The sequence below is a fragment of the Nitrobacter vulgaris genome, from assembly GCF_031453995.1.
Classification (GTDB): domain Bacteria; phylum Pseudomonadota; class Alphaproteobacteria; order Rhizobiales; family Xanthobacteraceae; genus Nitrobacter; species Nitrobacter vulgaris.
In genome coordinates, this window is record NZ_JAVDPZ010000016.1 from 1 (window position 1) to 24,815 (window position 24,815).

Sequence of the window (24,815 nt, forward strand, 5' to 3'; positions counted from 1 at the left end):
CCACCCGATACGACAGGCGAACAGAACACTTCACAGGCTTCATCAAGCTCGCAGCAGCCATGATATGGATGCGATGAATGCCGATCGGTTCTAGCCCTTTCGGCCTGGCGGCGGCGCTCCGTGACGCTGTTAAGAGGACTCTGGACCATAAGCACCAATCGATGCAGACCGGGGCGGCCGGTTACAGGCAAGAATCCGGCGCGCGCATTTCAGCTATCAGACGAGTTCATTGAGAAGGTCGATGCTTGGGCGGCCCATCAGAAAGATCGACCCGGCCGCTCCGAGGCCGTCCGCCGCCTTTAGAGACCGGGTTGAAGGCGAAGAACTCCAAATGAGACATCTGGTTTGGTTTATCGCCGCGGTGGTATTGCTGGTGCCCGCCGCGGCCATGCAGATCACCAATGAAGTGAGGTGGGATACCGCTGATTTCGTCATATTCGGCGGCATGCTGATCGCAGCGTGTCTCGCCTTCGAGGCGATGACGGCCCTGACAAACCGCGCTCGCTATCGCATCGCCGGCGGCCTCGCGATCGTAGCCACATTCTTTGTCGTGTGGCTGGAACTCGCCGTTGGTATCATGGGCCCCGGCTAGATGAATTGCGTAGGTTCGCGCTGAACCAGGAGATTTTGATGCACGAGACGTTAGGTCATTCCAAAGACTGTCATTGCTGGGGACGCCGCGGGTTCCTCAAATTTGCTGGCGCGGCGACCGCCCTCGGTGGTGGTATGCTCCTGACAAAAAATACTTTTGCCGCTTCCCTGACACAGCAGCAGCGCGATAACTTTACGCCTCAACAAATCATTGAAGCGATGAAGAATGGAAATGCTCGGTTTCGCAGCGGCGAAAGGAAGGATCGCAACTACCTGCGAGAGCAGGAATCTAGCGCGGAGGGACAATATCCAAAAGCAGCCCTGCTCAGCTGTATCGACTCGCGCGCGCCAGCCGAGGTGATCATGGATCTCGGCATCGGCGATATCTTCAATGCTCGAGTGGCCGGCAACATAGAATCTGCCAACATCCTTGGAAGCCTGGAATTCGCTTGCAAAGTTGCTGGTGCTAAAGTCGTGCTTGTGATGGGCCATACATCCTGCGGCGCGATCAAAGGGGCCATCGACAACGTCGAATTAGGAAACCTGACTGGACTTCTCGCCAAGATCAAGCCAGCGGTGCAAGCCACGTCTTACGCGGGTGAACGGTCCGCTAAAAATTACGATTTCGTGGACGCTGTCGCTCGGACGAATGTCGGTATGACCATCGCTAATATTCGGAAGCAAAGTCCCGTCCTCGTCGGTCTTGAATCCAGCGGCGCCATTAAGATTGCGGGAGCAATATACAATCTCAAAACTGGCGCGGTGGAATTTCTTCCATGATCTCCGGCTCAGAAAACCGGATCGGCTCGATAGGATACCGATCACAATTTCAAGATTGCTGGAACATTTTAACCGGATGCTAACTGGCGCATGCGCGCAAGGCGGCGCTTTTTTGTGGAACTCTGACCTCACGCCCCGCATTGGTTCTTCGGACGGATTAGCCATCCGTTCGCGCTTCTGCCCTGACCCGCCGGTGATCCCCCTCGCCGGCGGGTTTGTACTGAGCAGCCGCTTCATTGTGAACTCGATCTCGCCGCCGGGCAGCTCGCGCGAAGTTTCACGCGTGTGCCGCGAAGGGTCAGAATCTTCCGCTCAACTACGACCGCGACGGCCGGATCATGCTTGAAATCCGGCTCAAGACGCAGCTGGCGTTTGAGTTTTCAGACTGTCGACGGCGTGCACCGGCGGCATGTCACCCTGCATCAGGTGGGCGATTGCGCTGTATACCAACCGCTGGCTCTCGAGCTTGCTCATGCCGGCGAACACGGGCGACGTCACTTCGATGCTGAAGTGTCCCCCGCCGCCGTTGACTGTGGCCCGTGAATTTTGAATCTGCTGCTCGATGGCCTCGCGCACCGCGTCGATGACGGAACCCTGAAAGTCGGTTGGGTGGGATGACATAGTGCTCCTTTTATATGGCAAATGCCGCGATCTGCGCCAATGAAACTCTGGAGCTCTCACGACGTATCTATCTCGGATGATGTCCGTAGCCCCCGATAAATTGCCCGTCAACCGCGCTGCCTTCCCGGCGACTGTCCCCGCTGGTCGCAGAATTCCGTCCCGTCAATGACAGGAGCTTGGTTCCTGCTTGCCGGGCTCTGTACCAATCTGGACGTTGGCGCAGCCACTGCCTGGTCGGAGCGTATGCTGGGCTTTCGCAGTCCTGCGCAATTCTCCCCGATGCGGTAGACGCAACCAGTAGTAAGTGGCCCCTGGAACGAATGTGCACGTTCGCTGTTTCCAAGGTCTACAAATGGAGGCCACCTTGAAAACATTCGCTACTGCACTTGCACTTCTCGTGATGTCGACTGCGTCGTTCGCCCAGACACCTGCGCACACGCCTTCGCAAGCCGCAGCTCCTATTGCAGCTGCCGGCGACTGGAGCGCATCTAAGATGTCAGGTGTGAACGTCTACAATGAAGCTAACGACAAGATCGGTGAGATTTCTGATGTGATCATCACTGAGCAAGGGCAGGTGAAAGGCGTCGTTATCGAAGCTGGCGGCTTCCTGGGAATGGGAAAGCACTATGTACTGGTCGCCATGAACAGCTTGAAGTTTTCCAACGAGGCAGGAAAGACATCATCAGGAAAAACGTCTGAGACTAAGAGAGAATGGTATCCAGACCGGGCCGTCCTGAACGTGACGAAAGACAACCTGAAGGCGATGCCTGAGTTCAAGTACTAAGCCTCAATCAGGGCTCCAAAGCATTTGTTTTGGAGCCCTCCTTTGCGCGCACCCAATGAGCCAATGAAGGGCTTCTACAAACTCTGATGCAATGACCTGATACGGCACCAGAGCTCCATGTGCCTTTCCACAACGAGCGAGGTTCTGTCATCTGCTCCCGCTCGCGACGCGCCACTTTCGCCCGCCACGCAACGGAGATGCACAAATGACGTCTCCGTTGCGAGTTCGTTCTGAGAATTCAGGCTACTCAAGTACAGGGGCCGTCATTGCTCAGCGCGGAATACTCCGGCCTTACTTCTGGGTGCAGGTGCCTGACTGCCCGGTGCCCCGCTTGTAGGTGCCGCCATTAGCATTGCAGCCCGTTTTCAGCTTGGCGCAGAGGGCCTTATCGTTGCAGAAAGCGTCCGACTGCGGACCGATGTCGGCGGCAAATCCCATCTGCTGGCCGGCCTGTGATGGTTTGGTGCAGACGCCTGACGAACCGTCCGGCTTGCTGGGCGAATATTTATAGCCGGCACCCTCGCAGGCCGCCTTGAGCCGGGCGCAACTGAAATTGCTGTTGGGTTTGTCTCCCTTGCTGTTGCAACTGCCGACAGCTTGTCCGGCTGAGGTCGGCGGCGGTTCGGAGCGTATCGTCGCCCCTGGGTCCGGCTTGGTCATGGGCTGTGCCAGCGCGGCGGCCGAGGCGAAAATCAAGAGTGCTGCTGTAACGAGACTACGTCTGATCATCTTCGTTCCTCCGGGGCTACTTACGACAGATCGCCGGTCCTTGACCGACGTGAGACTTCTCATCTGACGGTGACAACGCTCCAGGGGTTCAAGGGCAGTGGAAACAAATCGTTTGCGGATAGCCCGTCACCTTGGGCGACGGTCGCTGTTGAGCGTTTCGCGCAACAGCATTCGGGGGCTACCTCGTCCGTCCCAGATTTATTTGCTTGCTCCATCTCCCGGTGGAGACGACGCATTCCAATATTACCCCTCATCTCTCGCGATACGGAGTCGCGGAGGTGTTGGTCGCTTTCGTGACCGGCAAAAAACGTTTCGTTTCGCTATTTGGAGGCGCGTAAGACCCATGCCCGTGTTGATGTTTAGCGCGATCCTTGGCTGCGGCCTGCTCTTTTATGTCAGCTATCGCTACGTGCGATCTCATCCCCCCATGCGGGAAGAGCGAGAGGCACCTGAAGATGCACCTCAAGAGATCGCGAAAGGCGATTGAGCGGCCGCGCATAGCGCTTTCTTGACGCGTGAAGCTGATCGCGGAGGGCGAAGCACATTTCCATGTTAAAGTGAAGGATATCAAACTTTATCTAATAGACTGATAAATAATGATTTTCAATCCCATCAGACGGCGTTCTGAATAGACAAAAAACCGCCCATATGCCCCCATACCCAGACGTGTATGGGAACGGATGCGTCGGTAAGGCGCGGACTTGGGCCACACCGCCGTCCCCACCTAAACAGGGGGAACAGGCAGGTGAGTGAAAACGACCCGACCGACTACGCTCTCGCGGCAATTGCGGTTCACCTCAACAAACCGGAAACATCCAACGAAGCAGACGCCGGGGGTGTACCCGAGGCTGAGACGGCAGAAGAGCCCGGCTTTGAACCGGAGGAGGACATACTAACGGCGGAGCCAGATGTCCCCGAACTCCCTTCCAACCTCAATGAGGATGACAGCTACACGAAGTTCGGCCCCGGCCCGCTCGTCGCCGTTCGGTTCAAGTGGACGACACGCCGCGGCGACAAAGACGAGTATTTCGTTGATGAAACGATCGGAGAAAGCTCCTACCCGCTTGTCAGCGGTCCGATGACACACGAAGCCGCAATCAAGTTCGTCGACGACCGCGAACGTGACGCCTGCCAGCGGTTTGAAACTCTGCGAAGTGAGATGGCTGGCGGAGAAACCGGGCAGCGCGCTAGCGAATAGTTGGCGGCCGACTGAAGTACTGACCTCTCTGAGCCGAACGCCGTGCGGCTCCGTCGAAAGGCGAGCGGCTTCCATTTCGGCGCATTGTGAGTGACTTGGATTACATTCCGGAGATCCTCGAACTCCCAAGGTCGCGCATACAATTCCGACAGGCATCTTCTGCCGGCGGGCCATCCTGGACCCCGTTGAACTTCTAGATCATAATTTCGATCGATCTTCTTGTTTTACCTATTGAGCTCCGCCGCATGGGCGGGGCTTTGATGTCGTCAGCTGCTGACCTTGCCGGCGTATTCCTCGTCAGTGACATGCTCCATCCAGGTGACGGCACTTCCGTCAAGGGATTCATGCACCGCGATATGAGTCATGGCGGCAGTCGGCCCGGCGCCGTGCCAGTGCTTTTCTCCCGGTGAGAACCATACTGTGTCGCCGGGGTGGATTTCGCGGATCGGTCCGCCCTCGGTCTGGACCAGCCCGACGCCGGAAACCACGTATAGCGTCTGGCCGAGCGGATGGGTGTGCCATGCCGTGCGCGCGCCCGGCTCGAACGCGACGCTCGCGGCGAGGACACGAGAGGGCGCGTTCACGGTAGCGATGATCGGCTCGACCGAAACCGTGCCGGAGAAGTATTCCTTGGGTCCAGGTTTTGCCGGCCGCGACCCTGCTTGATGGATATCCATGGTGATCCTCCCTGGGTTGCCGCGCACGCGACGGCGCTCTGAGCGCTGTCGTGCCTCTTCGCTGATTACAGCATCCTGTGAGCTCGCCATCAATAATTCATTGAATTTGCATACACTATTCTTGAGATTCCACTCGGCATTCCTGAGCTTCCGCTCGGGGCCAACCGGGCTGGCGAACTTATTGATTGGTCATGGACGCATCCTTGTCCCCGCCTCGCCTTCTGCCAAGCGGCGACGCCGCCATCACGGTGGAATTCGGCCGCAACATCGACGAGCAGACGAACCGTCGTGTGCTTGCACTTGATCGCGCGCTTTCAGACACACCAATCGACGGCGTTACGGAAACGGTGCCAACCTATCGATCGCTGCTTGTTCACTACGATCCCGTTCGGATCGGTTTCGAAGAACTTGGGGAACGCCTGTCGGCACTCGCGCGATTGCCCGTGCCTCCGACCACCCCGGCGCGGCGTTGGCGCATCCCCGTTGTCTATGGTGGCGAGAACGGCATCGATCTGGAAGATATCGCGAAGACGTTGAACATCACGCCTGAGGATATCGTGGCGCGTCATGTCGCCGGCGACTATCGTGTCGCCATGATCGGATTTACGCCGGGTTGGTCCTATCTTAGTGGCCTCGACCGTTCGCTACAGATGCCACGGTTGCAGAACCCGCGCTTACTTACGCCTTCCGGTGCAGTTTCGATTGGCGGTTTTCAGACGGGTATCCAGTGCCTCGCTGGACCCAGCGGCTGGCGCCTGTTGGGACGAACCGCTGTGCGTACCTATCAGCTCCATCGCAATCCTGTTTTCCTGCTCGAACCGGGAGACGCCATCACGTTTTATGCGGTCGACGGCAAGCAATTCGCGGAACAGGATCGCGCTGCCGAGCGCGGCGAGTTTGTCGCGCAGTTGGTGACTTCGTGAGCAAACTTGTTGTCACGGCGGCCGGGCCAGCGACCTCGGTTCAGGACGGCGGCCGCTATGGTGCGCAGCGCTATGGGTTGACGCCAAGCGGTGCAGCGGATCGCCTGGCACTGGCTGCTGGTAACTGTCTGGTCGGCAATCTACCCTTTGCCGCTGCGGTTGAAATCGGCCCGTTCAGCACAAGCTTCGCGGTCCGCGAAGGCAAGGTGCGCATCGCGCTCACGGGCGCTGCGCGGGATGCTGAAGTTTCAGGCCGCTCGATTTCGTTCAACGAATCCTGCACGCTCGCTGATGGCGACAGCCTGATGCTCGCCGCTGCGCGCGATGGTACCTTCAGCTATCTCGCGATCGAAGGCGGAGTGAAGGGTGAGCCGATGTTTGGCAGCCTCGCCGTTCATGCACGCGCTGGCCTTGGCAGTCCGTTTCCGCGGCCGTTTCGGGTTGGCGACGTGCTCGATGTGGATGCGGCAAAGGCTGGGGTCGAGCACGGGATCGAACTTCCTTCTCAAGCCGATGGTCCGATCCGCGTCGTAATGGGTCCGCAAGACGATGAATTTGGCGAGGCTATAGAACTGTTTCTTGGCAGCGAGTGGAGAATCTCGGCGACGAGCGATCGCATGGGTTATCGCCTCGAAGGTCCCATCATCAAGCATCTTTACGGCCATAACATTGTCTCCGATGGCACCGTGAATGGCAGCATTCAGGTTCCCGGCAACGGACAACCGATCGTCCTGATGCCAGATCGCGGCACCAGCGGCGGCTATCCGAAAATCGCAACCGTCATTACAGCGGACCTCGGTCGCTTCGCCCAAATTCCCATGGGTCGCAGCTTTCGTTTCAAGGCGGTCACCATCGCCGAAGCACAGGCTGAAGCACGCGCGATGGCGCGCCTATTGCGGGCATTGCCCAACCGTGTCTGTAAGGTACGCAATACGGACATCAATGATGTGTTGCAAAATGCAAATATCGCCGGAACCGCGGTGAATGCATTCGACAGCGGGACGTGGCAGACTTGGCCGCCTTTGGAGCCATAACGGGTTCTCACTCCTCGTATCGGACGAACCATGACGATCGACCTCAACTGCGATCTCGGCGAAAGCTTCGGCGTTTGGCCGATGGGCGACGATGCTGCAATGATCGAGCTTGCGACGTCTGTTAACATCGCCTGCGGCTTCCACGCCGGCGATGCGGACACAATGAAGACGACCGTCGATCTCGCCAAAACACACGGCGTCAGCATTGGCGCACACCCTGGCTATCGCGATCTGCACGGCTTCGGGCGGCGGCCGATCGTCGGTCTTACGTCGAGGGAAATCGAAAACCTCGTCGCTTACCAGATCGGCGCGCTCCAGGCGATCGCCACCATGGCCGGCCACAGGGTCACGCATGTGAAGGCGCATGGCGCGCTGTCCAACGTGGCTTGCGAGGACGACACGACCGCGCGCGCGATCGCCTCCGCGATCAAGGCGGTCGACTCCGATCTCGTCTTCATGGTGCTTGCGAACTCGCGCCTCGTTACGGCCGGCGAGACTGCCGGTCTGCCGATGGTGCATGAAGTGTTCGCCGATCGTGCCTACGAAGACGACGGATCGCTGGTGTCGCGGCGCAAGCCGGGTGCGGTGCTGCACAACGCGGACGATATCGCTCGCCGCGTTGTCAGAATGCTTCAATCCGGAGAGGTTATTTCAATCACCGGCAAGACGATCAAGATGCGCATGGACACCGTCTGCATTCATGGCGATACGCCGGGTGCGGTCAGTATCGCGCGTTCATTGCGCAAAGCGCTCAAAGACAACGGCATCGCGGTCGCGCCGTTCAGGGCAATGAAATAATAGCTCCGTCAGAACGGATGGACAGCGAGCGAGCCGAATACCACTGCGGCGATCAGGGCGAGCGAGCCATAGAGTGCAAGTGTCTGGAGCCGTAACACGGTTCGCTCGGTTCGCTCATTCAGGCTACGGGCGCTAACGTTCAGGCGGTCAGATCGTTGTTGCATCTTCGGCCCTCCGGCTCAACACGGGCTAACAATGAACGACGGTTCCCATCAGAGGCAAGGTAGTAGAGGAAAATAACGATACGATTCTTCAAAACGCGGCATATCCAGACAGAAATTCTACCCTCCCCGTTGTACGAAAAATTCAATTCGCGGGTGGTCCAGATGCTGCGCTGCGAGACGTGCTTTTACGGCTTGAGGATTATGGCTCCTGTCGTCCGGCGACTTTCCAGCTCCGTTTGAGCTTTCGCCGCGTCCTTCAGTGCGTAGGCATGATTGATCTGAATGTGCAGCTTGCCATTGATGACGGCGGCGAACAGCGTATCGGCGCCTTCAAGAAGCTCACTGCGCGTCGCCACATAGTCGTTCAGCTTCGGACGTGTGGCAAACAGTGAGCCATGATTGGAAAGTTCGGCCAATGCAAACGGCGGCACTCGACCTGAAGCGTTGCCGAAACTGACGAATAGTCCGCGCGGCCGCAAGCAGGATAGCGAGCCTGGAAACGTGGCCTTGCCGACGCCGTCGTAGACCACGTCGCACAATTCGTTGCGGCTGATCTGTTTGACGCGCGCGACAAAATCCTCCTCCTCGTAGAGGATGACGTGATCGCAGCCATTGGCCAGCGCGAGATCCGCCTTGGCCTTCGACCCTACGGTGCCGATGACGTTCGCGCCAAGCGCCTTCGCCCACTGGCAGGCGAGAAGCCCGATGCCGCCTGCCGCAGCATGGATCAGCACACGATGACCGTGCTCGACCTTGAAGGTCTTGTGCAGGAGATACCAGACCGTCAGCCCCTTAAGCATCAGCACCGCGCCCTGCTCGTAGGTGATGTGGTCGGGCAGTTTAACCAGCTTGTCCGCCGGGATATTGCGGTCGGTCGCATAACCGCCAAGATCAAAATAGTAAGCGACGCGGTCACCGGGATGAAAATTGGTGACCCCCGGTCCAACGGAGACGACTTCGCCAGCCGCTTCATTGCCGACGATAAACGGCGTAGCCGGCATCTTGTAGAGCCCGCTGCGATAGTACACGTCGATGAAATTCAGGCCGATCGCATGTTGTTTGATGCGAACCTCGCCTTGTTCCGGCGCGGGTAAGTCCACGGCCTCATAGACAAGCGCCTCGGGACCGCCGACCTGATGAACGCGTACCGCCCTGGTCATCGTCCCTCTCCCTGCCTTTTGCATCAAGAGCGAAAGACATTGGACTGATGTTGTCAACCAGCGAAACGCCTCCAGGAACTCAGCCGCCCGCCTTCTCGCGATTGCGCCTCGCGAGCACGTTGAACATTTCCACTGCCGCGGAGAAAGCCATCGCAAAGTAGATATAGGCGCGCGGGATGTGGAAATGGAATCCGTCGGCCACGAGCGCGACCCCGATCAGCACCAGAAACGCCAGCGCCAGCATCTTGGTTGTTGGGTGTTTGCTGACAAACCGGGAAACCGGCCCCGACGCTAGGTACATGACGAAACATGCGATGATGACGGCTGCGATCATGATCTCGAGATCTTTCGCCATGCCGATCGCGGTGATGATGGAGTCAAGAGAAAACACCAGATCGATGATAATGATCTGCACGATGACCCAAAAAAACGCGCGTGGTTTCGGTGCTTCGCGCACCTCGTGTTCTCGAACTTCCACCTCTCCATGAATCTCGTGCGTGGCCTTGGCGATCAGGAACAAGCCGCCGCCGACCAGGATGATGTCGCGCCAGGAAAATGCGAAGTCTTGCACCGTTAGCACCGGCTCGGTCAGGCCGATCAGCCAGACCAGAACGGTCAGTAGAGCAATGCGGAAGATCACCGCCAGCGCCAGGCCGATCTGGCGCGCGCGCTTTGCCTGCTTGGGCGGAATACGCGAAACGATCACCGACAGGAAAATGACATTGTCGATGCCCAACACGATCTCGAGCACAGTCAGCGTCAACAGTGCAGCCCATGCTTCGGGGCTGGTCAGCAGTTCAATCATCAATTTCTGGCCTCAGGAGACGGATCACGACATCGCCACAGACGATGTAGAGCGCAATGGCGCAAAGCACGGCGGTGACCGGCATTGCCACATTGAAATCGTTGGCAATGGTCATCATCGCAAGCGCAGCCCATACAGCGATCAGCGACAGATTGAAACCGCGAAACCGCTTCACCCGTACCGGATGTAATACCTTGAAGGGAACGAAAGTCAGTACGATAAGCGCAGCGATGGCGAACGCCGACGCCGCCGGCGATGGACGCAGCAGAAACAGATAAAACGCCGCGGCATTCCAGAGCGCCGGAAAGCCGCGAAAGTGGTTGTCCTCTGTCTTCATTCGGCGATCGGAAAAATAGAGTGCGCTGCTGATCACAATGCCTACACCCAGCAACGGTGCGGCGAGCGGAAGCAGCAGGCCGCTCGCGGTAATGGCATAGGCCGGAACGAATACGTAAGTGAGGAAGTCGACAACCAGATCCAGGGTTTCTCCGGACCAGTTTGGCTGCATTGCTTCGACATTCAGCCGCCGCGCCATCGGCCCATCCAGGCCATCGATCAGGAGCGCGAGACCAAGCCAAGTAAACACGGCTGTCCAGTGCTCTCGCACCGCTTCCAGCATGGCGAGCAGCGCAATTCCGGCCCCACTAGCTGTGAAGACATGGACGAACAGCGCGGCAGCGCGCGACGTTCCGGGTCCGGGTGGCGGGGCCTGCCGGCTTGGGTGGCTCATTTGCACATCTTGCTATCAGGAATCGGACCGGTTTGTATAATGGTCGTTGCGGCGTTCCGCCGCGCGAGTGATTGGAAACGACTCCTGCTGGCTACGGCAATGCTCGTCTGCGGGCTTGAAAATGTCGCTGCGAATGCCGATTGTTGATCCATGAATGAGAGTACGAAACCGGTTGCGATCTTTGATGTCGCGGTGGTGGGTGGGGGGCCTGCCGGATTGGCTGCCGCGATCGCCCTCTCCCGTGCCGGTGCACGGACGGCGCTGATCGCGCGGCGCGTTGGCTATGGCGATAATCGGACGACGGCCCTGCTCGGCGGTTCCGTCGATCTTTTGCGGCAGCTTGATGTATGGCCCCGCTGCGAGGCCGATGCCGCCGCGCTCCGTGTCATGCGGCTCGTCGACGATACCCGGCGTCTTATCCGGGCTCCGGAGGTGCGTTTCTCCTCCGACGAGATCGGGCTCGATGCGTTCGGCTATAACATTGAAAACCGCACGCTGATGGCCGCCATGGAGGCGCGAGCCGTGGAAGCGGAAAACCTCACGCGGATCGACGGCGAGGCCGAGCACGTCACGCCGGACGATACTGTCGTCACCATTACAACCCGGCAGGGAGAGACGTTAACCGCTCGTCTGGCTATCGGCGCCGATGGGCGGCAGTCGCTCTGCCGCAAGGCTGCGGGCATCGGCGTCACACGTCGCGCGCTCGATCAGGCTGCATTGACGTTCAACGTTGCGCACAGCCGGCCGCACAAGAACATTTCCACCGAATTTCACACGCCGCATGGCCCCTGCGTTTTCGTGCCGTTGCCCGGAGACCGCTCCAGCGTCGTTTGGGTCGCCTCTCCGAAGGAGGCGGCACGGCTCGCTGCGCTAACCGACGACGAGTTGGTCGAAGCCGCCGAACGGCAATCGCATTCGATCTTGGGACGGCTTCAGGTCGGCCAAGGGCGGAGTGTGTTTCCGCTAGGGATCGAGCAACCAGCGCGCTTTGCAAGCAACCGCATTGTACTGGTTGGCGAAGCCGCCCATGTACTACCGCCGATCGGCGCGCAGGGGCTGAACCTGGGCCTGCGTGATGCCGCCGATATCGCAGACGTTGTCCGCGACGCTCTCTCTTCCGGAAAGGATCCGGGTGCATCTCAGACTCTTGCGCGATTTGAAACGGCGCGGCGCAGCGACGTCCTAAGCCGGACGTTCGCGATCGACATGGCAAATCGGTCGCTGCTGAGCGATTTCCTGCCGATCCAGACTGCACGCGCGCTCGGGCTGCACCTGATCAGCAAGGTCGGCCCGCTCCGGCGCCTTGCCATGCGCGAAGGTCTTTCGCCGTCGTGGCGGCAACGTCCATACGGAGAAACCGGATTTGGCTCAGCTTGAACGGCCGCCTCGGCCATCCCGGTTAGCGGAACCCAATTCACTCGGTTTTGCCTCTAGCTTAGGCCGCAATCCTGGTCTATTCGACCAAGGATGATGAAAGCGCGTATCGCCAAATTCCAGATCGGCCAAATCGTTCGCCATCGGATTTTTTCGTTTCGTGGCGTGATCTTCGATATCGATCCGGTCTTCAACAACACGGAAGAATGGTGGCTCTCGATCCCGGAGAATGTCCGGCCGCACAAGGACCAGCCGTTCTACCATCTGCTTGCCGAGAATGCGGATTCCGAATACGTGGCTTATGTGTCCGAGCAGAACCTTCTGCCAGACGATTCTGGCGAACCAATTCGGCATTCGCAGGTCACAGAAATTTTCGTCAAGGACAAGTCCGGGGGCTATCGCCCTCGCAACCCGTCCCTGAACTGAGGGCGTAGTTACTCGTCAACAAAAAAAGCGCTCCGCGAGGAGCGCTTTTTCATTTGCGTGTTTGAAAAAATCTATTGCTTGGCGGTAGGTGCGCCGGCGCTCTGCTGAGTAGCTTCGAGTTTCGCGCGTGCCTCAGCGGCTCGCTTTTGCAGTTCTTCCTGGAGTTTCTTCTGGGTCTCCTCGAACACCTTGGGGTCGGTCGGCGGGCCGTCATAGGCCTTCGCGAACTCAGCGAGCGGCAGCGGCAGCGTCAGCGGAGCCCCGTTGGAATTGATCGCCTGCACAATCAGGTTCTGGCCCTTCTTCATGTGGCCGAGCATATCCGCTGTCAGTTCATAATCAGACATGCAGCCGTTGGTGAAGCAGATCACGTAAGGACTCTGCTGCGGCGGATTACTGTCGATAATGATCCGCGTTCCGTGGACCAGCTGCATCCCGAGCGGCAGCGTCACGCGAAGAATCTTCTTCGGCTCGCCTTCGGGCTCGATGATGACCGCTGCGATCACAGGTTGGCCGGATTCGATCCGTCCATCCTTGCCGGTGAAACACACCTGCTTGGCCTTCTCGTCCTTCCCCTTCAGGCAGAACTTGGTCCAGGGCGCATAGATCAGCTGTACCTGCTGGTCGGCTGGCGCTGCCTGAGTCGCCGGCGCTGCCTGAGTTGCTGGCGCCGCCTGAGTCGCTGGCGCTCCCTTTGCGGCCCCCGGTTTGCCTTTGGATGAGGCGGGCGCTTGCTGAGCGAAAGCGTCCGACACAAATGGAGCGGCTACGAGCGTCACCGCGGCGAACAAGGCAAAGGCTCGTCCGCGAGGCAAAGCGGACGCGGTCAAAAGACGAAAATTCATTGCGGAAAACCCTTTCCTGAACGCCAACGGTCTCGATTCTAACATTCGCATTTCGTTTCAGCGAGCCTTACGAATGTTTAGAATCGAAGGACCGCTTGCAACCCAATTGCTGGTGGAGTTTCGAATTCGACATTCGCGTTCCCGACGCGGTCGGCTGGCGAAAATATCGAATTCACTCCACTAGGACCCGCCCCCCGAAGGGCGGGCGTCGGCGCAGACCATTCGGCGGCTGTCTCTTAGTGAAATGAGGCGGTTACGTGACGGTTCGCACTATCATGGACAATTGCCCGCCTTCAATACTAGGGCGCATAAAAAGATCAATGGCAACATACGTTTTTTGACATCCCTTCAAACCGCGTCGCGGCGGTTGTGATAAAATTTTCTGTGCGTAAGTTCGAATCAAAACGGATCCGGTGTTTTCGATCGATACCGCGTTACCGCGGCCGGACAGGAGTGTGTCTGGCGCTCGCAGTCGGGCTGCTCGCTGCCGGATACCAAGGAGTTGCGGCGAATCCCGGCTACGCCATCGCAATGCATGGCAAACCGGTCTTGCCGCCTGATTTCAGCCAGATGCCCTATGCCAATCCGGACGCTCCCAAGGGTGGTCAGCTGGTTCAGAGTGTTCCCGGTAGCTTCGATAGCCTCAATCCCTTCATCGTCAAAGGCGTCGCTCTCCAGCAAATTCGAGGGTTCGTGGTCGAGAGCCTGATGGCCCGAGGCAACGACGAACCTTTCACGCTCTATGGCCTGCTGGCGGACAAGATTGAAACCGACGATGCCCGAACTTACGCCACCTTCCACCTCAACCCGCTGGCGCGTTTTTACGACAAGCAACCCGTTCGTGCCGAAGACGTGCTCTTTTCCTGGCAACTCCTCCGGGACAAGGGCCGCCCCAATCATCGCCAGTATTATTCGAAAGTTGCAACGGCAGAGGCGATCGATGAATGGACGGTGCGTTTCGATTTCGGTGGAACCGTGGATCGCGAGCTGCCCCTGATCCTTGGCTTGATGCCTATTTTGCCGAAACATGCCATCGATGCCGCTACTTTCGAACAGACCTCGATGACACCCCCGTTGGGGTCTGGGCCGTATCGCGTGACCTCAGTCAAGCCTGGCGCCAGTGTTACGCTGACGCGCAACCCGGACTACTGGGGGCGCGACCTGCCGGTCAACCGCGGCCTGTGGAATTTCGATGAGATCAGGTTCGATTTTTATCGAGAAGCCAATAGTCAGTTCGAGGCCTTCAAGCGCGGTCTGTATGATTTTCGTGTCGAGACTGAACCGCTGCGCTGGCACGAAGGGTACAATTTTCCGGCTGCGGGCAATGGCCAGCTCGTTCGCGAAGCCGTTAAGACCGGCCTGCCCGCGCCCTCGGAATATCTGGTGTTCAATACGGGACGGCCGATATTCTCCGATATTCGTGTCCGCGAGGCGCTGACGCTGCTATTCGATTTCGAGTGGATCAACCGAAACTATTTTTTTGGACTTTACAGCCGCGTTGGCGGCTTCTTTGCAGGATCGGAGCTATCCGCCTACGCACGCGCTGCTGACGAAGGAGAGCGGTCGTTGCTGGAGCCATTTCCGTCGGCCGTGCAGCCCGACATTCTCGACGGCAGCTACCGCCTTCCGATGACCGATGGTTCGGGCCGGGACCGCGAGGCCTTGCGGGCTGCCCTCGCCCTTCTGTCGCAAGCGGGTTATGAGTTTGACGGCACGGTTTTACGTCACCGCTCAACCAAAGTGCCCCTCGCCTTTGAAATCCTGGTGACCACCCGTGATCAGGAGCGAATCGCGCTGACTTACGCGCGTGATCTGAAGCGGGCAGGCATTGACGTGTCCGTGCGCTCAGTCGATGGCGTACAGTTCGATCAGCGTCGGCTCGGGTTTGATTTTGACATGATCCAGAATCGCTGGGATCAATCGCTGTCGCCCGGCAATGAACAGTCCTTCTACTGGGGTAGCGAAGCCGCCGACACTCCGGGTACCCGAAATTATATGGGCGTGAAGAACCCGGCGATCGATGCCATGATCGCAGCCATGCTCAAAGCCCGGCAGCGACCCGACTTCGTAGATGCGGTTCGCGCACTCGACCGGGTCCTGATGTCCGGATTTTATGCAATTCCGGTCTATAACGTTCGAGAACAATGGATCGCGCGCTGGAATCGGATAGAACGACCAGCAGCGACCGCGTTGACTGGATATCTCCCTGAAACATGGTGGCGAAGGCCGCCGAAGCCGGGCAAGTGACCTCGTGCTCCAGAACAATCCATCGCCCACGCTGGATGAGCTATTCGACCGTATCCGTGCCCGGCAGCCGGATCAGCCGGCGCTGATTGATCCGCCCGACAAGTTGCGGGTTACGGGACAACCGCCGCGGCGTCTGACCTTTGCCCAGGCAGATCGGGCCGTATCAGCGTTGGCGGCCCACTTTATCGACGCCGGTTTGCCGGCCAATTCGGTCATAGCAGTACAATTGCCGAACACCATTGAATTGGTGCTGACAGTGCTTGCCGCCTATCGCGCCGGTCTGATCGTCGCGTTATTGCCCCAGCTTTGGCGGCAGGCTGAACTTACTGTTGCGATCAACCGAACGGGAGCGCGCGCGATCGTTGCCATGGGCAATATCGACGGTGTCGATCATGCCGATCTGGCGATGAATGCGGCTGCAGAGGTCTTTTCCGTCCGTCATGTCTGCGGATTCGGCAGCAATTTGCCGGAAGGAATGGTTCCGCTGGAAATTGCCGTCGATAGGAAAATCGACAACTCGCGGCTCGCGATCCAGGATTCGCGCCGCGCCGCGCTGGTGACGTTCGAGGCCTCGGGCTCGGGCTTTCTCGCGGTGCCACGAACCCATGTAAACCTGATCGCCGCCGGGCTCGCCGTGTTTCTCGAGAGTGAATTGCCCCAGAGCGCAACAATTCTCTCGGCTCTCGCACCGTCGTCGTTCGCCGGACTGACTTCATCGTTCGTGATGTGGCTGCTCAGCGGCGGCACGCTGGCGCTGCATCATCCCTTCGACGAGGATGTTCTTGCGCAGCAGATCGAGACCGAACGTTGCGACACGCTGGTCGCGCCGGCTCCGCTGGCATTGCGGATGGCGGAAGCCGGCGTTCTGTCATCCATGCCGAGCTTGCGTCATGTCGTCGGGCTCTGGCGGGTTCCGGAACAGGTGGGGTCGAGTGCGCTCTGGCCCGACAACGGGTGTCAGATGACGGACGTCTACCTGTTCGGCGAAGGGGGTCTTTTCGCGGCTCGCCGGGCGGAGGATGGCTCCCCTGCCCCAATCATGCCCGGTCCTTACCGGGCGCCGCCTCAGGTTCCCATATCATCGACGGCCGGCGAAATCGTTTTGACTCCGAACGGAACGCTGGGGCTACGGGGACCGATGGTTCCGGTCGCGGCTTACGCCCCGTCGGAACGGCCGTCCGATGCCCTCGGCTCGCTGTCCCAGCCGGACTTCGTAGATACAGGCTATGCGGCACGGATCGATCGCGCCACAGGCGCCATCGCCATCACGGCCCCGCCCGCTGGTGTCATGGCCGTAGGTGGTTACAGGTTTCTTGAACCGGATCTCCAGGAGTGGGCACGACGGCTCGGACCGAGCGCCATGCTGACCGCGCTTCCCGACCGTCTGAGCGGCCATCGCCTTGCCGGGCGAGCCAGCGACAATACTCGCGCTCGCGAGGCGCTCACGGAACTGGGGTTGAACCCGTTGATGGTGGAAGCGTTTCGCGATCGTCGGGTGGCCGACTGATCAAATCCGGCACCATTCATTGACGCTGCATTAAGGGCAACAAACTAGGATTGTGAGCCTTGGTACGTATCCGGGTTCGTGAAAGATGTCCCAGCAAGGCCCGCTCATCGTTATCTCACACGGCGAGCGACGAGCGTCTCTAGTCATCCCATCATGCCAGAGCATCTTTCCCGTCATCGACATCGATTGGTCGGAAGCTTCCGAGGGCATCGAACTCCTTCAACCTGCAGCCGTCTTTGTCCCCACGACCGAAGGCGCGGGCGGAGGATTGGATCGCCTTGCTGATCAGCTTGCTGCGATGCAGCCTTACGTTCCCCTGATCGTCGCCGATCCCGAAATGCCCTGCCCGGACAACGCGCTTCCGTTCTCGCTCCTAAACGGAGGGATCGATCGGTTCGATAGGCGTCTCAATGCGGCGCTACGCGTGCGAACGCTTCACAAGACCGTACTTCGGCGGCTTGCGAGTAATCCGGCGGTCCCACGCCTGCCGGATTCGAACCCGATCGGGGATGCGACCGTTCTCCTGATTGGGCGCGGCGCCGCTTATCCCACGCTATCGGTTGCTTTTGGCGAACGGCTCGGCGTCGTCGGGGCGCTCAGCATCGAGGTAGCGGCGAAGCACCTCAACGCGCGCGATCTGGACGGAATCATTATCAGCGAAGGGTTCTCTCAGCGTGTGGTTGACGCGCTGTTGACTGTACTGGCTGAAGACTCGCGCTTTCGTAATTTGCCGATCGCGGTTGCGTCCGGCGGCTCGTTGGCGAATTATGATCTTCCCAATCTCGAAGTGATGTCAGGCGAGCCCTATCGCGTCGTAAGCACATTTCTGCCGTTGGTTCGACAGCAAGCTTTCGAAGCCCGTCTCCGTCGTACGCTAAGGTCCATGGATGCGGGTGGTCTTTTGGACCCACGAACCGGCCTTCTGACCCTGGATGCCTTCCACCGTGAACTAAACTCGGCAATCCATCAGACCAGATCCAGCGGGGCAAACATCTCTGTTGCTCGCTTCTCACTTGGTCAGAAGCATGAACGCTCACTATTCGATGCAGCTCGTACTCTGAGCCCGCTCATGCGGCGAATGGATTTCGGTACGCTCGAAACCGACGGCTCGATCGTTGTGGTCTTCGCCGACGCCGATTTGCGCAACGCCCAGATGATCGCGCGACGGCTTTCGAGCGTGATGAAGCATACGACCCACAGTGTTAAACGAGCAATGCGAATCGATCCCCAGGTCGCCCTGACGGCATCAAGATCCGATGACTCCGTAGCATCGCTTCTCAGCCGCTTGAATGAGAAGGCGCGTGCTGCGTCATGATAGCCGTTACGCCGCCTTGCGATCCTCCGCGAGATTGGCAAGCTGGCGCATGATTTCGGTGGTACCCATCAGGCGTTCCTCCGGAGTTTCCCAGTTCTGGAAGAACACGACTTTCATGTCGGGGCGAACCTTCGCCGCCTGTCCATGCTGGCGGATGAAATAAACCAGCCGATCGGGTTGCGCGAACTTGTTGTCCCGGAAGGAAATTACGGCGCCTTTCGGTCCCGCATCGACCTTCTCGACATTGGCACGGCGGCAATAGGCTTTGATCGCTGCGACCTTGAACAGGTAACGGACTTCGTCCGGCAATTGGCCAAAGCGGTCGCGCAGCTCCGCGGCAAAGTTATCGATTTCATCATCGGTGTCGAGGTCGGCAAGCCGACGATACAACGATAACCGAACTGCCAGATCAGCAACGTAGTCTTCCGGGATCAACACCGGCATCCCGATGGTAATCTGCGGGGACCAGCGATCGTCGGCAAGTTCCGTCACGCCGGTTTTGAGATTCTCGATCGCCTCCTCCAGCATCGATTGATAGAGCTCGAATCCGACTTCCTTGATATGGCCCGACTGTTCCTCGCCGAGCAGATTGCCGGCGCCGCGAATGTCGAGATCGTGCGACGCAAGCTGGAACCCGGCCCCCAGGGTTTCCAGCGACTGCAAAACCTTGAGCCGGCGCTCTGCCTGCGCCGTGATCTTGTGCGTCGAAGGCAGCGTGAACAGCGCATAGGCCCGTAGCTTCGAGCGGCCGACCCGGCCGCGCAACTGATAAAGTTGCGCCAGCCCGAACATGTCGGCGCGATGCACGATGAGAGTGTTGGCGGTCGGAATGTCGAGCCCGGACTCCACGATGGTTGTCGAGAGCAGGACATCGTACTTGCCGTCGTAGAAGGCCGATATGATGTCCTCGATCACTGTCGGTGGCATCTGACCGTGAGCGACAGCAACCTTCATTTCCGGCACGTGTTTGTCGAGAAAATCCTTGACCTCGGCCAGATCGCTAACGCGCGGTACGACATAGAAGGCCTGGCCGCCGCGATAGCGTTCGCGCAGCAGCGCCTCGCGGATCATCAAAGGATCGTGCGGCGCCACGAAGGTGCGGACCGCGAGCCGATCGACCGGCGGCGAAGCGATGATCGAGAGGTCGCGTACGCCGGTAAGGGCCAATTGCAGCGTGCGCGGGATCGGAGTGGCGCTCAGCGTCAGAACGTGTACGTGCGCCCGTAGTTGCTTCAGCCGCTCCTTGTGGCTGACGCCGAAATGTTGCTCCTCGTCGACCACCAGAAGTCCAAGGTCTCTGAACTTAATGGATTTACTAAGTAAGGCATGTGTGCCGACGACGATATCCACCGAGCCGTCAGCAATCCCCTTCTTGACCTTCGTCAACTCCTTCGGCGACACCAGCCTCGATGCCTGCGCGACATTGACGGGAAAACCACGAAACCGCTCAATGAAAGTTTTTGTATGTTGACGTGCAAGCAGTGTTGTCGGCACAACGACCGCGACTTGCTTTCCGTCCAGTGCGACAGCAAAAGCCGCCCGCAAGGCCACTTCGGTTTTGCCGAAGCCCACGTCACCGCACACCAGCCGATCCATTGGCTTGCCGCTCTCGAGATCCTCCAGCGACGCTTGGATGGCGCCGAGCTGATCCTCCGTTTCATCGTAGGGGAAGCGCGCACAGAATTCATCGTAGAGACCGGACTGTACCGGCAGCTTCGGCGCATCACGCAAATGCCGCTCCGCGGCGATTCTGATCAATTCACCTGCGATCTCACGAATGCGGCTTTTCAGCTTGGCCTTGCGGGCCTGCCACCCACCGCCGCCGAGCCGATCAAGTTCGACATTGGCGTGATCGGAGCCGTAGCGCGATAGCAGTTCAATGTTCTCAACCGGCAGGAATAGTTTGGTTTCGTTGGCGTAACGCAGTTCCAGACAATCGTGCGGCGCACCGCCGACTTCCAGCGTCTGCAGGCCGACAAAACGCCCAATACCGTGCTCGACGTGAACAACGAGATCGCCCGCCGCAAGGCTGGTTACTTCCGAGATGAAATTATCGAGTTTGCGGCTGGCCTTGCGCGGCCGCACCAGACGATCGCCAAGGATATCCTGTTCGCTGATGACCGCTACGGTTTCGGTCTCAAATCCCGATTCTATTCCGACGACGGCCAGCATGACCTCATTGCGTGGCGTTGCCTGAACCGTGCGCCAGACATTGATGCTCGTCAGGTTGAGCAGCTTGTGATCCCTGAGCATGCTCGCCATGCGGTCGCGCGAACCCTCGCTCCACAACGAAACGATGACTTTCTTCCGCGTGGCCTGCAAGGCCTGCACATGGGACACGACGGACTCGAAAACGTTGAGGGTAGCGTCTGCCCGTTCTGGCGCGAAATTTCGCCCCTGCCGTGCGCCCGCATCGATGACATTGAGAGTTTCGTCAGGCATCGCGAACGGCGTCAGTCGCACCAGCGCCGCTTCATTGATGCGTTTCGTCCATTCATCTGGCATAAGATAAAGACGGTCAGGCGGAAGCGGCTTGTAGGGCGCGCCGCCGCCAGCGTGCTCAAGGGCCTCGCGGCGCGCTTCAAAGTAATCGGTGATCTGCTTGAAACGCTCGCTTGCGGCGTCTTCGCCCTGCGGTTCGATGACGATGGCCGCGCCGTCAAGATAATCGAACAGCGTGTCCATGCGTTCGTGAAACAGCGGCAGCCAGTGCTCCATGCCTGGATATCGCCGCCCTTCGCTGACAGCCTCATACAACAGGTCATCGCGTTCCGGTGCGCCAAAAGCCGCGACGTATCCCATTCGGAAGCGCCGAATGGTTTCGGTGACAAACTGGAATTCGGAGATCGGGACGAGATCGAGCGAGCGTACGTCGAACAGTGTGCGCTGGGTTTCCGGGTCGAATGATCGGATCGACTCCAGCGAGTCGCCGAAGAAATCGAATCGGACAGGCTGGTCGAGACTGGAGGGAAACAGATCGAGGATGCCGCCGCGCACGGCATATTCGCCGGGTTCGCGAACCGTCGAGGAACGATTGTAGCCGTTGTGCTCAAGCCATGCGACGATCGAATCCATCGGCACCACATGGCCGGGCGCGACTGACAGGGCCTGAGACGCAACGATCTCGCGCGCCGGCACGCGTTGCAGGATCGCGTTGATCGTCGTGAGGACGATCAGAGGCACGTCGCTGCCGGTCAGACGAGACAAGCGCGCAAGCGTTGTCAGGCGCTGGGCAAGTACGCCTCCATGCGGCGAGACTCGATCATACGGCTGGCAATCCCACGCCGGAAACTGCATAACCGAAATATCAGGCGCGAAGAACTCCAGCCCGCGCGCCAGTTGCTGCATCCGCGGGCCATCCCGGCAGACTACCGCTATGCTGACTGCCGAGACCTGCCGCCCCGTTTTGGCCTTGATGGCTCGCGCGAGGTCAGAGACGACAAGCCCTTCGGCGCCTTCCGCGACATTCGCGAGCGTCAGTGGACGACCCGGTGACAGCGAGTCCGCAGGTGATCGGGGAGCCGCTTTCATGCGGCCTGTCCCGGCCGAAATGACTTTATACGATCAAACAGCGCGGTCCGATACTCGGAAGCCAGCGGAGCGCCGTCGCTGAGTGCTGCGTAAAGGTCCGGGTCCGGAACCTCGATCAAGCTTTCGAGATCGTTTAATTCCGCGTCCGTCAACGAACCAATCTCCTCATCAACGAATCGGCCAAGAATCAAGTCCATCTCGCGCATCCCGCGATGCCAGCAGCGATACAGCAGCCGTTTTCGGCGGTCATCCAGGCCACGGCTTGATCGTGTCGATCCTGTCATCCATCAATTCCAATCAAACGCCAAAAGCCCGGACGAGCCGGGCCGGCACCATATAGCCTTCGCGATAACGGATGTCAGCACCTGTCTCGCGCATTGCATAATCAGAAATTTGCATTCAAGGCTTGCAACCGATCCAGTTCACTTCGTCGAGTCGCTTGATGCGCCCTGCGCTGCTCAATCCGCTCTTTGTACCGGTGACCAGCCTGTCCGGCGTCGGCCCGAAGCAGGACAAGCTGTTCCGGTATCTCCTTGCACGCGATGAAACTCCGCGGCTGATTGATCTGCTGTTTCATCTGCCTGCAAGCGTCGTCGATCGCAGAGCCCGGCCCAAGATTCGCGACGCCGTCCCCGGCACTATCGTAACGCTGGAGGTGACCGTCGACCGGCATCGCCCCGTGCCGCCCGGGCGCTCGCGCGCGCCGCATCTGGTCTATGCCAGCGACGAGACCGGAAACGTCGTACTGACCTACTTCCGCGCCCAGCCAGGCTATGTCGAAAAGCTGCTTCCCATAGGCAGTAAGCGTTATGTGTCCGGTACGGTTCAGACGTTCGACGGTGCACTTCAGATCGTGCATCCCGATCGTGTGGTCGATGAGGCGGGACTGGCAAAGCTCTCAGGCATCGATCCCGTCTATCCCCTCACGGAGGGCCTGGCGCTGGGTTCGTTGCGGCGTGCAGTGGCGGGAGCCTTGCAAAAGCTTCCCGTTTTGCCCGAATGGATCAGTCCGGACATTTTGCGCCGGTGCAGCTTCCCGCCGCTTCAGGAAGCGCTCCATCGCGTTCATGTCCCGCTGGAATTGACCGATATTCTGCCGGAAGGCCGGTTCTGGTCACGCCTTGCCTTCGATGAACTGCTTGCCGGACAACTCGCGCTGGCGCTCGTGCGGGCGCAGCTTCGCCGGCCGGCTGGAAGCCGACACGCCGGCGACGGACACCTGCGCAACAGGATCATTGACGCGCTTCCCTACGCCCTGACCGCATCTCAACAGCAGGCGGCTGCCGCGATCAGCGACGACCTGCGGCAGCCGGTGCGGATGCTGCGGCTGCTTCAGGGCGATGTCGGCTCGGGCAAGACGGTTGTCGCCCTGCTCGCTGCTGCGGCGGCGGCCGAAGCCGGCAAGCAGACGGCTTTGATGGCGCCGACCGAAATCCTTGCCCGCCAGCATATCAAGACCATCGCGCCGCTCGCCGAACAGGCTGGCCTGCGCGTTGCGATCTTGACCGGCCGCGAGAAAGGCAAGGAACGGCGCGAGATCACCGTACGCCTCGCCGATGGCGACATCGACTTGCTCGTCGGCACCCACGCGCTGATTCAGGATGACGTCGCGTTCAATGCGCTAGCGCTTGCGGTAGTGGACGAACAGCACCGTTTCGGCGTGCGCGAGCGTCTCGCACTAACCGCCAAGGGCGAGGCCGTGGATGTTTTGGTGCTGAGCGCGACACCGATTCCGCGCACGCTCGTTCTCACTTATTTCGGCGACATGGACGTCTCCGAATTACGCGAAAAACCCGCTGGTCGGCAGCCGATCGATACCCGCGCTATCCCCGACAGCCGGTTGAGCGAGGTGTTCGACGCAGTCGGCCGCGCGGTGAAGGCCGGCAAGCTGGTTTACTGGATCTGTCCGTTGGTCGAGGAATCCGAGACCGTCGACCTGACCGATGCGGAACAGCGCTTCGATAGCCTCAAGGCACGCTTCGGTGACAAGGTCGGCCTTGTCCATGGCAAGATGCGGGGCCTCGAGAAAGATCGCGTGATGGCGCAATTCGCGGCGGCCGAAATCAATCTGCTGGTCGCGACAACCGTTGTCGAGGTTGGCGTCGACGTGCCGGCAGCGACGATCATGGTGATCGAGAACGCCGAACGCTTCGGTCTCGCGCAACTTCATCAATTGCGAGGCCGAATCGGTCGCGGTTCGGAACCCTCGACTTGTCTTTTACTTTACCGGGAGCCGCTAGGAGAAATGTCCGCCGCCCGGCTAAGGGTAATCCGGGAGACCACGGATGGCTTCCGGATTGCCGAAGAAGACCTGAAGCTGCGCGGCGAAGGCGACGTGCTCGGCACCCGCCAAAGCGGTCTGCCCGGATATCGCATCGCGCGCTCCGATGTCCACGCGCAACTCATCACGTCGGCCCGCGACGAAGCCCTGCGCATTCTGAAGCAGAATCCAGAGCTCACGGGCGCGCACGGCGAAGCGTTGCGATGCCTGCTGTACCTGTTTGAGCGTGATGAAGCCCTGCCCCTGCTCGGCGCGGGTTAAAAGCGTTTTCGAGCGAATTGGACACCGGTTCGCG

Annotated in this window: 23 protein-coding genes; 13 read left to right on the forward strand and 10 right to left on the reverse strand. The window is 59.4% G+C overall.

All coding sequences use genetic code 11. The annotated features are described in order from the left end of the window. Positions 1-331 precede the first annotated feature (331 nt). A complete protein-coding gene (locus GGQ85_RS11315; protein WP_309774600.1) occupies positions 332-592 on the forward strand; it encodes a hypothetical protein in 261 nt (86 codons plus the stop codon). A 38-nt stretch (positions 593-630) separates the two neighbouring features. After that, positions 631-1,371, forward strand: a complete 741-nt coding sequence (locus GGQ85_RS11320) for a carbonic anhydrase family protein (protein ID WP_309774601.1) — start codon at positions 631-633, stop codon at positions 1,369-1,371. Between the two features lie 354 nt (positions 1,372-1,725). On the opposite strand, the gene GGQ85_RS11325 is transcribed toward GGQ85_RS11320, so the two are convergent. After that, positions 1,726-1,992: a BolA/IbaG family iron-sulfur metabolism protein gene (locus tag GGQ85_RS11325; protein ID WP_079446531.1), complete on the reverse strand. Its 267-nt coding sequence runs from the start codon at positions 1,990-1,992 to the stop codon at positions 1,726-1,728. 364 nt (positions 1,993-2,356) lie between these two features. On the opposite strand from GGQ85_RS11325, the gene GGQ85_RS11330 reads away from it, so the two are divergent. After that, positions 2,357-2,776 (forward strand): PRC-barrel domain-containing protein, encoded by a 420-nt coding sequence (locus tag GGQ85_RS11330; RefSeq protein ID WP_244553465.1) that lies wholly within the window; start codon positions 2,357-2,359, stop codon positions 2,774-2,776. 291 nt (positions 2,777-3,067) lie between these two features. On the opposite strand, the gene GGQ85_RS11335 is transcribed toward GGQ85_RS11330, so the two are convergent. Further along, on the reverse strand, positions 3,068-3,505 hold the full coding sequence (locus GGQ85_RS11335; RefSeq protein WP_309774602.1) for a hypothetical protein: 438 nt from the start codon (positions 3,503-3,505) through the stop codon (positions 3,068-3,070). 745 nt (positions 3,506-4,250) lie between these two features. Here GGQ85_RS11335 and GGQ85_RS11340 point away from each other — a divergent pair. Next, positions 4,251-4,703 carry a hypothetical protein gene (locus tag GGQ85_RS11340; protein ID WP_309774603.1) on the forward strand — a complete coding sequence of 151 codons (453 nt, stop codon included), beginning with the start codon at positions 4,251-4,253 and terminating at the stop codon, positions 4,701-4,703. A gap of 266 nt (positions 4,704-4,969) precedes the next feature. On the opposite strand, the gene GGQ85_RS11345 is transcribed toward GGQ85_RS11340, so the two are convergent. After that, positions 4,970-5,380 carry a (R)-mandelonitrile lyase gene (locus tag GGQ85_RS11345; RefSeq protein WP_309774604.1) on the reverse strand — a complete coding sequence of 137 codons (411 nt, stop codon included), beginning with the start codon at positions 5,378-5,380 and terminating at the stop codon, positions 4,970-4,972. Between the two features lie 191 nt (positions 5,381-5,571). Between GGQ85_RS11345 and pxpB the strand changes: the two genes are divergently transcribed. Genes pxpB through GGQ85_RS11360 form a run of 3 tightly spaced genes read left to right on the forward strand, consistent with a single transcriptional unit; the run spans position 5,572 to position 8,135 of the window. After that, positions 5,572-6,303 (forward strand): 5-oxoprolinase subunit PxpB, encoded by a 732-nt coding sequence (pxpB, locus tag GGQ85_RS11350; RefSeq protein ID WP_079446535.1) that lies wholly within the window; start codon positions 5,572-5,574, stop codon positions 6,301-6,303. Continuing rightward, positions 6,300-7,337: a 5-oxoprolinase subunit C family protein gene (locus GGQ85_RS11355; RefSeq protein ID WP_309774606.1), complete on the forward strand. Its 1,038-nt coding sequence runs from the start codon at positions 6,300-6,302 to the stop codon at positions 7,335-7,337. Before pxpB ends, GGQ85_RS11355 begins: the two co-directional genes overlap by 4 nt. Before the next feature lie 30 nt (positions 7,338-7,367). Next, positions 7,368-8,135 carry a LamB/YcsF family protein gene (locus GGQ85_RS11360; RefSeq protein WP_309774607.1) on the forward strand — a complete coding sequence of 256 codons (768 nt, stop codon included), beginning with the start codon at positions 7,368-7,370 and terminating at the stop codon, positions 8,133-8,135. An 8-nt stretch (positions 8,136-8,143) separates the two neighbouring features. On the opposite strand, the gene GGQ85_RS11365 is transcribed toward GGQ85_RS11360, so the two are convergent. From GGQ85_RS11365 to pcsA, 4 genes are all read right to left on the reverse strand, one after another. Further along, complete coding sequence (locus tag GGQ85_RS11365) at positions 8,144-8,299, reverse strand: hypothetical protein (RefSeq protein ID WP_309774608.1); 156 nt, start codon at positions 8,297-8,299, stop codon at positions 8,144-8,146. Between the two features lie 185 nt (positions 8,300-8,484). Continuing rightward, a complete protein-coding gene (locus tag GGQ85_RS11370; protein WP_309774609.1) occupies positions 8,485-9,459 on the reverse strand; it encodes a quinone oxidoreductase family protein in 975 nt (324 codons plus the stop codon). Positions 9,460-9,538: 79 nt separating this feature from the next. After that, entirely contained in the window at positions 9,539-10,264 is a 726-nt protein-coding gene (locus GGQ85_RS11375; RefSeq protein WP_309774610.1) for a TerC family protein, read from the reverse strand. Then, a complete protein-coding gene (gene pcsA / locus GGQ85_RS11380; protein ID WP_309774611.1) occupies positions 10,257-10,994 on the reverse strand; it encodes a phosphatidylcholine synthase in 738 nt (245 codons plus the stop codon). Before pcsA ends, GGQ85_RS11375 begins: the two co-directional genes overlap by 8 nt. Before the next feature lie 150 nt (positions 10,995-11,144). Between pcsA and GGQ85_RS11385 the strand changes: the two genes are divergently transcribed. Together GGQ85_RS11385 and hspQ are read left to right on the forward strand one after the other, a co-directional pair. Then, positions 11,145-12,371 (forward strand): UbiH/UbiF family hydroxylase, encoded by a 1,227-nt coding sequence (locus tag GGQ85_RS11385; protein ID WP_309774612.1) that lies wholly within the window; start codon positions 11,145-11,147, stop codon positions 12,369-12,371. A gap of 90 nt (positions 12,372-12,461) precedes the next feature. Continuing rightward, a complete protein-coding gene (gene hspQ, locus GGQ85_RS11390) occupies positions 12,462-12,794 on the forward strand; it encodes a heat shock protein HspQ (RefSeq protein ID WP_079446542.1) in 333 nt (110 codons plus the stop codon). Between the two features lie 71 nt (positions 12,795-12,865). Here the strand turns inward: hspQ and GGQ85_RS11395 are convergent, their stop codons facing one another. Further along, complete coding sequence (locus tag GGQ85_RS11395) at positions 12,866-13,639, reverse strand: invasion associated locus B family protein (protein ID WP_079446543.1); 774 nt, start codon at positions 13,637-13,639, stop codon at positions 12,866-12,868. 531 nt (positions 13,640-14,170) lie between these two features. Here GGQ85_RS11395 and GGQ85_RS11400 point away from each other — a divergent pair. The 3 genes from GGQ85_RS11400 (at position 14,171) to GGQ85_RS11410 (ending at position 18,708) form a co-directional block, all read left to right on the forward strand. Next, on the forward strand, positions 14,171-15,886 hold the full coding sequence (locus GGQ85_RS11400; RefSeq protein ID WP_309774646.1) for an extracellular solute-binding protein: 1,716 nt from the start codon (positions 14,171-14,173) through the stop codon (positions 15,884-15,886). A 4-nt stretch (positions 15,887-15,890) separates the two neighbouring features. Then, positions 15,891-17,393, forward strand: a complete 1,503-nt coding sequence (locus GGQ85_RS11405; protein WP_309774613.1) for an AMP-binding protein — start codon at positions 15,891-15,893, stop codon at positions 17,391-17,393. A gap of 85 nt (positions 17,394-17,478) precedes the next feature. Continuing rightward, a complete protein-coding gene (locus tag GGQ85_RS11410) occupies positions 17,479-18,708 on the forward strand; it encodes a GGDEF domain-containing protein (RefSeq protein ID WP_309774614.1) in 1,230 nt (409 codons plus the stop codon). 6 nt (positions 18,709-18,714) lie between these two features. On the opposite strand, the gene mfd is transcribed toward GGQ85_RS11410, so the two are convergent. After that, positions 18,715-22,239 (reverse strand): transcription-repair coupling factor, encoded by a 3,525-nt coding sequence (gene mfd / locus GGQ85_RS11415; RefSeq protein WP_309774616.1) that lies wholly within the window; start codon positions 22,237-22,239, stop codon positions 18,715-18,717. Further along, a complete protein-coding gene (locus GGQ85_RS11420; protein ID WP_079446548.1) occupies positions 22,236-22,523 on the reverse strand; it encodes an FAD assembly factor SdhE in 288 nt (95 codons plus the stop codon). Before GGQ85_RS11420 ends, mfd begins: the two co-directional genes overlap by 4 nt. A gap of 158 nt (positions 22,524-22,681) precedes the next feature. Between GGQ85_RS11420 and recG the strand changes: the two genes are divergently transcribed. Further along, positions 22,682-24,781 carry an ATP-dependent DNA helicase RecG gene (gene recG, locus GGQ85_RS11425; RefSeq protein WP_309774617.1) on the forward strand — a complete coding sequence of 700 codons (2,100 nt, stop codon included), beginning with the start codon at positions 22,682-22,684 and terminating at the stop codon, positions 24,779-24,781. Positions 24,782-24,815: the final 34 nt, after the last annotated feature.

What these genes read in the sequence shown, in the direction of transcription:
- pxpB (WP_079446535.1), top strand. Translation starts at nt 5,572, where the DNA reads ATGGACGCATCCTTGTCCCCGCCTCGCCTTCTGCCAAGCGGCGACGCC.
- recG (WP_309774617.1), top strand. Translation starts at nt 22,682, where the DNA reads ATGCGCCCTGCGCTGCTCAATCCGCTCTTTGTACCGGTGACCAGCCTG.
- GGQ85_RS11360 (WP_309774607.1), top strand. Translation starts at nt 7,368, where the DNA reads ATGACGATCGACCTCAACTGCGATCTCGGCGAAAGCTTCGGCGTTTGG.
- GGQ85_RS11395 (WP_079446543.1), bottom strand. Translation starts at nt 13,639, where the DNA reads ATGAATTTTCGTCTTTTGACCGCGTCCGCTTTGCCTCGCGGACGAGCC.
- GGQ85_RS11420 (WP_079446548.1), bottom strand. Translation starts at nt 22,523, where the DNA reads ATGACAGGATCGACACGATCAAGCCGTGGCCTGGATGACCGCCGAAAA.
- GGQ85_RS11365 (WP_309774608.1), bottom strand. Translation starts at nt 8,299, where the DNA reads ATGCAACAACGATCTGACCGCCTGAACGTTAGCGCCCGTAGCCTGAAT.
- GGQ85_RS11315 (WP_309774600.1), top strand. Translation starts at nt 332, where the DNA reads ATGAGACATCTGGTTTGGTTTATCGCCGCGGTGGTATTGCTGGTGCCC.
- GGQ85_RS11410 (WP_309774614.1), top strand. Translation starts at nt 17,479, where the DNA reads ATGTCCCAGCAAGGCCCGCTCATCGTTATCTCACACGGCGAGCGACGA.
- mfd (WP_309774616.1), bottom strand. Translation starts at nt 22,239, where the DNA reads ATGAAAGCGGCTCCCCGATCACCTGCGGACTCGCTGTCACCGGGTCGT.
- pcsA (WP_309774611.1), bottom strand. Translation starts at nt 10,994, where the DNA reads ATGAGCCACCCAAGCCGGCAGGCCCCGCCACCCGGACCCGGAACGTCG.
- hspQ (WP_079446542.1), top strand. Translation starts at nt 12,462, where the DNA reads ATGATGAAAGCGCGTATCGCCAAATTCCAGATCGGCCAAATCGTTCGC.
- GGQ85_RS11370 (WP_309774609.1), bottom strand. Translation starts at nt 9,459, where the DNA reads ATGACCAGGGCGGTACGCGTTCATCAGGTCGGCGGTCCCGAGGCGCTT.
- GGQ85_RS11320 (WP_309774601.1), top strand. Translation starts at nt 631, where the DNA reads ATGCACGAGACGTTAGGTCATTCCAAAGACTGTCATTGCTGGGGACGC.
- GGQ85_RS11385 (WP_309774612.1), top strand. Translation starts at nt 11,145, where the DNA reads ATGAATGAGAGTACGAAACCGGTTGCGATCTTTGATGTCGCGGTGGTG.
- GGQ85_RS11400 (WP_309774646.1), top strand. Translation starts at nt 14,171, where the DNA reads ATGCATGGCAAACCGGTCTTGCCGCCTGATTTCAGCCAGATGCCCTAT.
- GGQ85_RS11335 (WP_309774602.1), bottom strand. Translation starts at nt 3,505, where the DNA reads ATGATCAGACGTAGTCTCGTTACAGCAGCACTCTTGATTTTCGCCTCG.
- GGQ85_RS11325 (WP_079446531.1), bottom strand. Translation starts at nt 1,992, where the DNA reads ATGTCATCCCACCCAACCGACTTTCAGGGTTCCGTCATCGACGCGGTG.
- GGQ85_RS11345 (WP_309774604.1), bottom strand. Translation starts at nt 5,380, where the DNA reads ATGGATATCCATCAAGCAGGGTCGCGGCCGGCAAAACCTGGACCCAAG.
- GGQ85_RS11375 (WP_309774610.1), bottom strand. Translation starts at nt 10,264, where the DNA reads ATGATTGAACTGCTGACCAGCCCCGAAGCATGGGCTGCACTGTTGACG.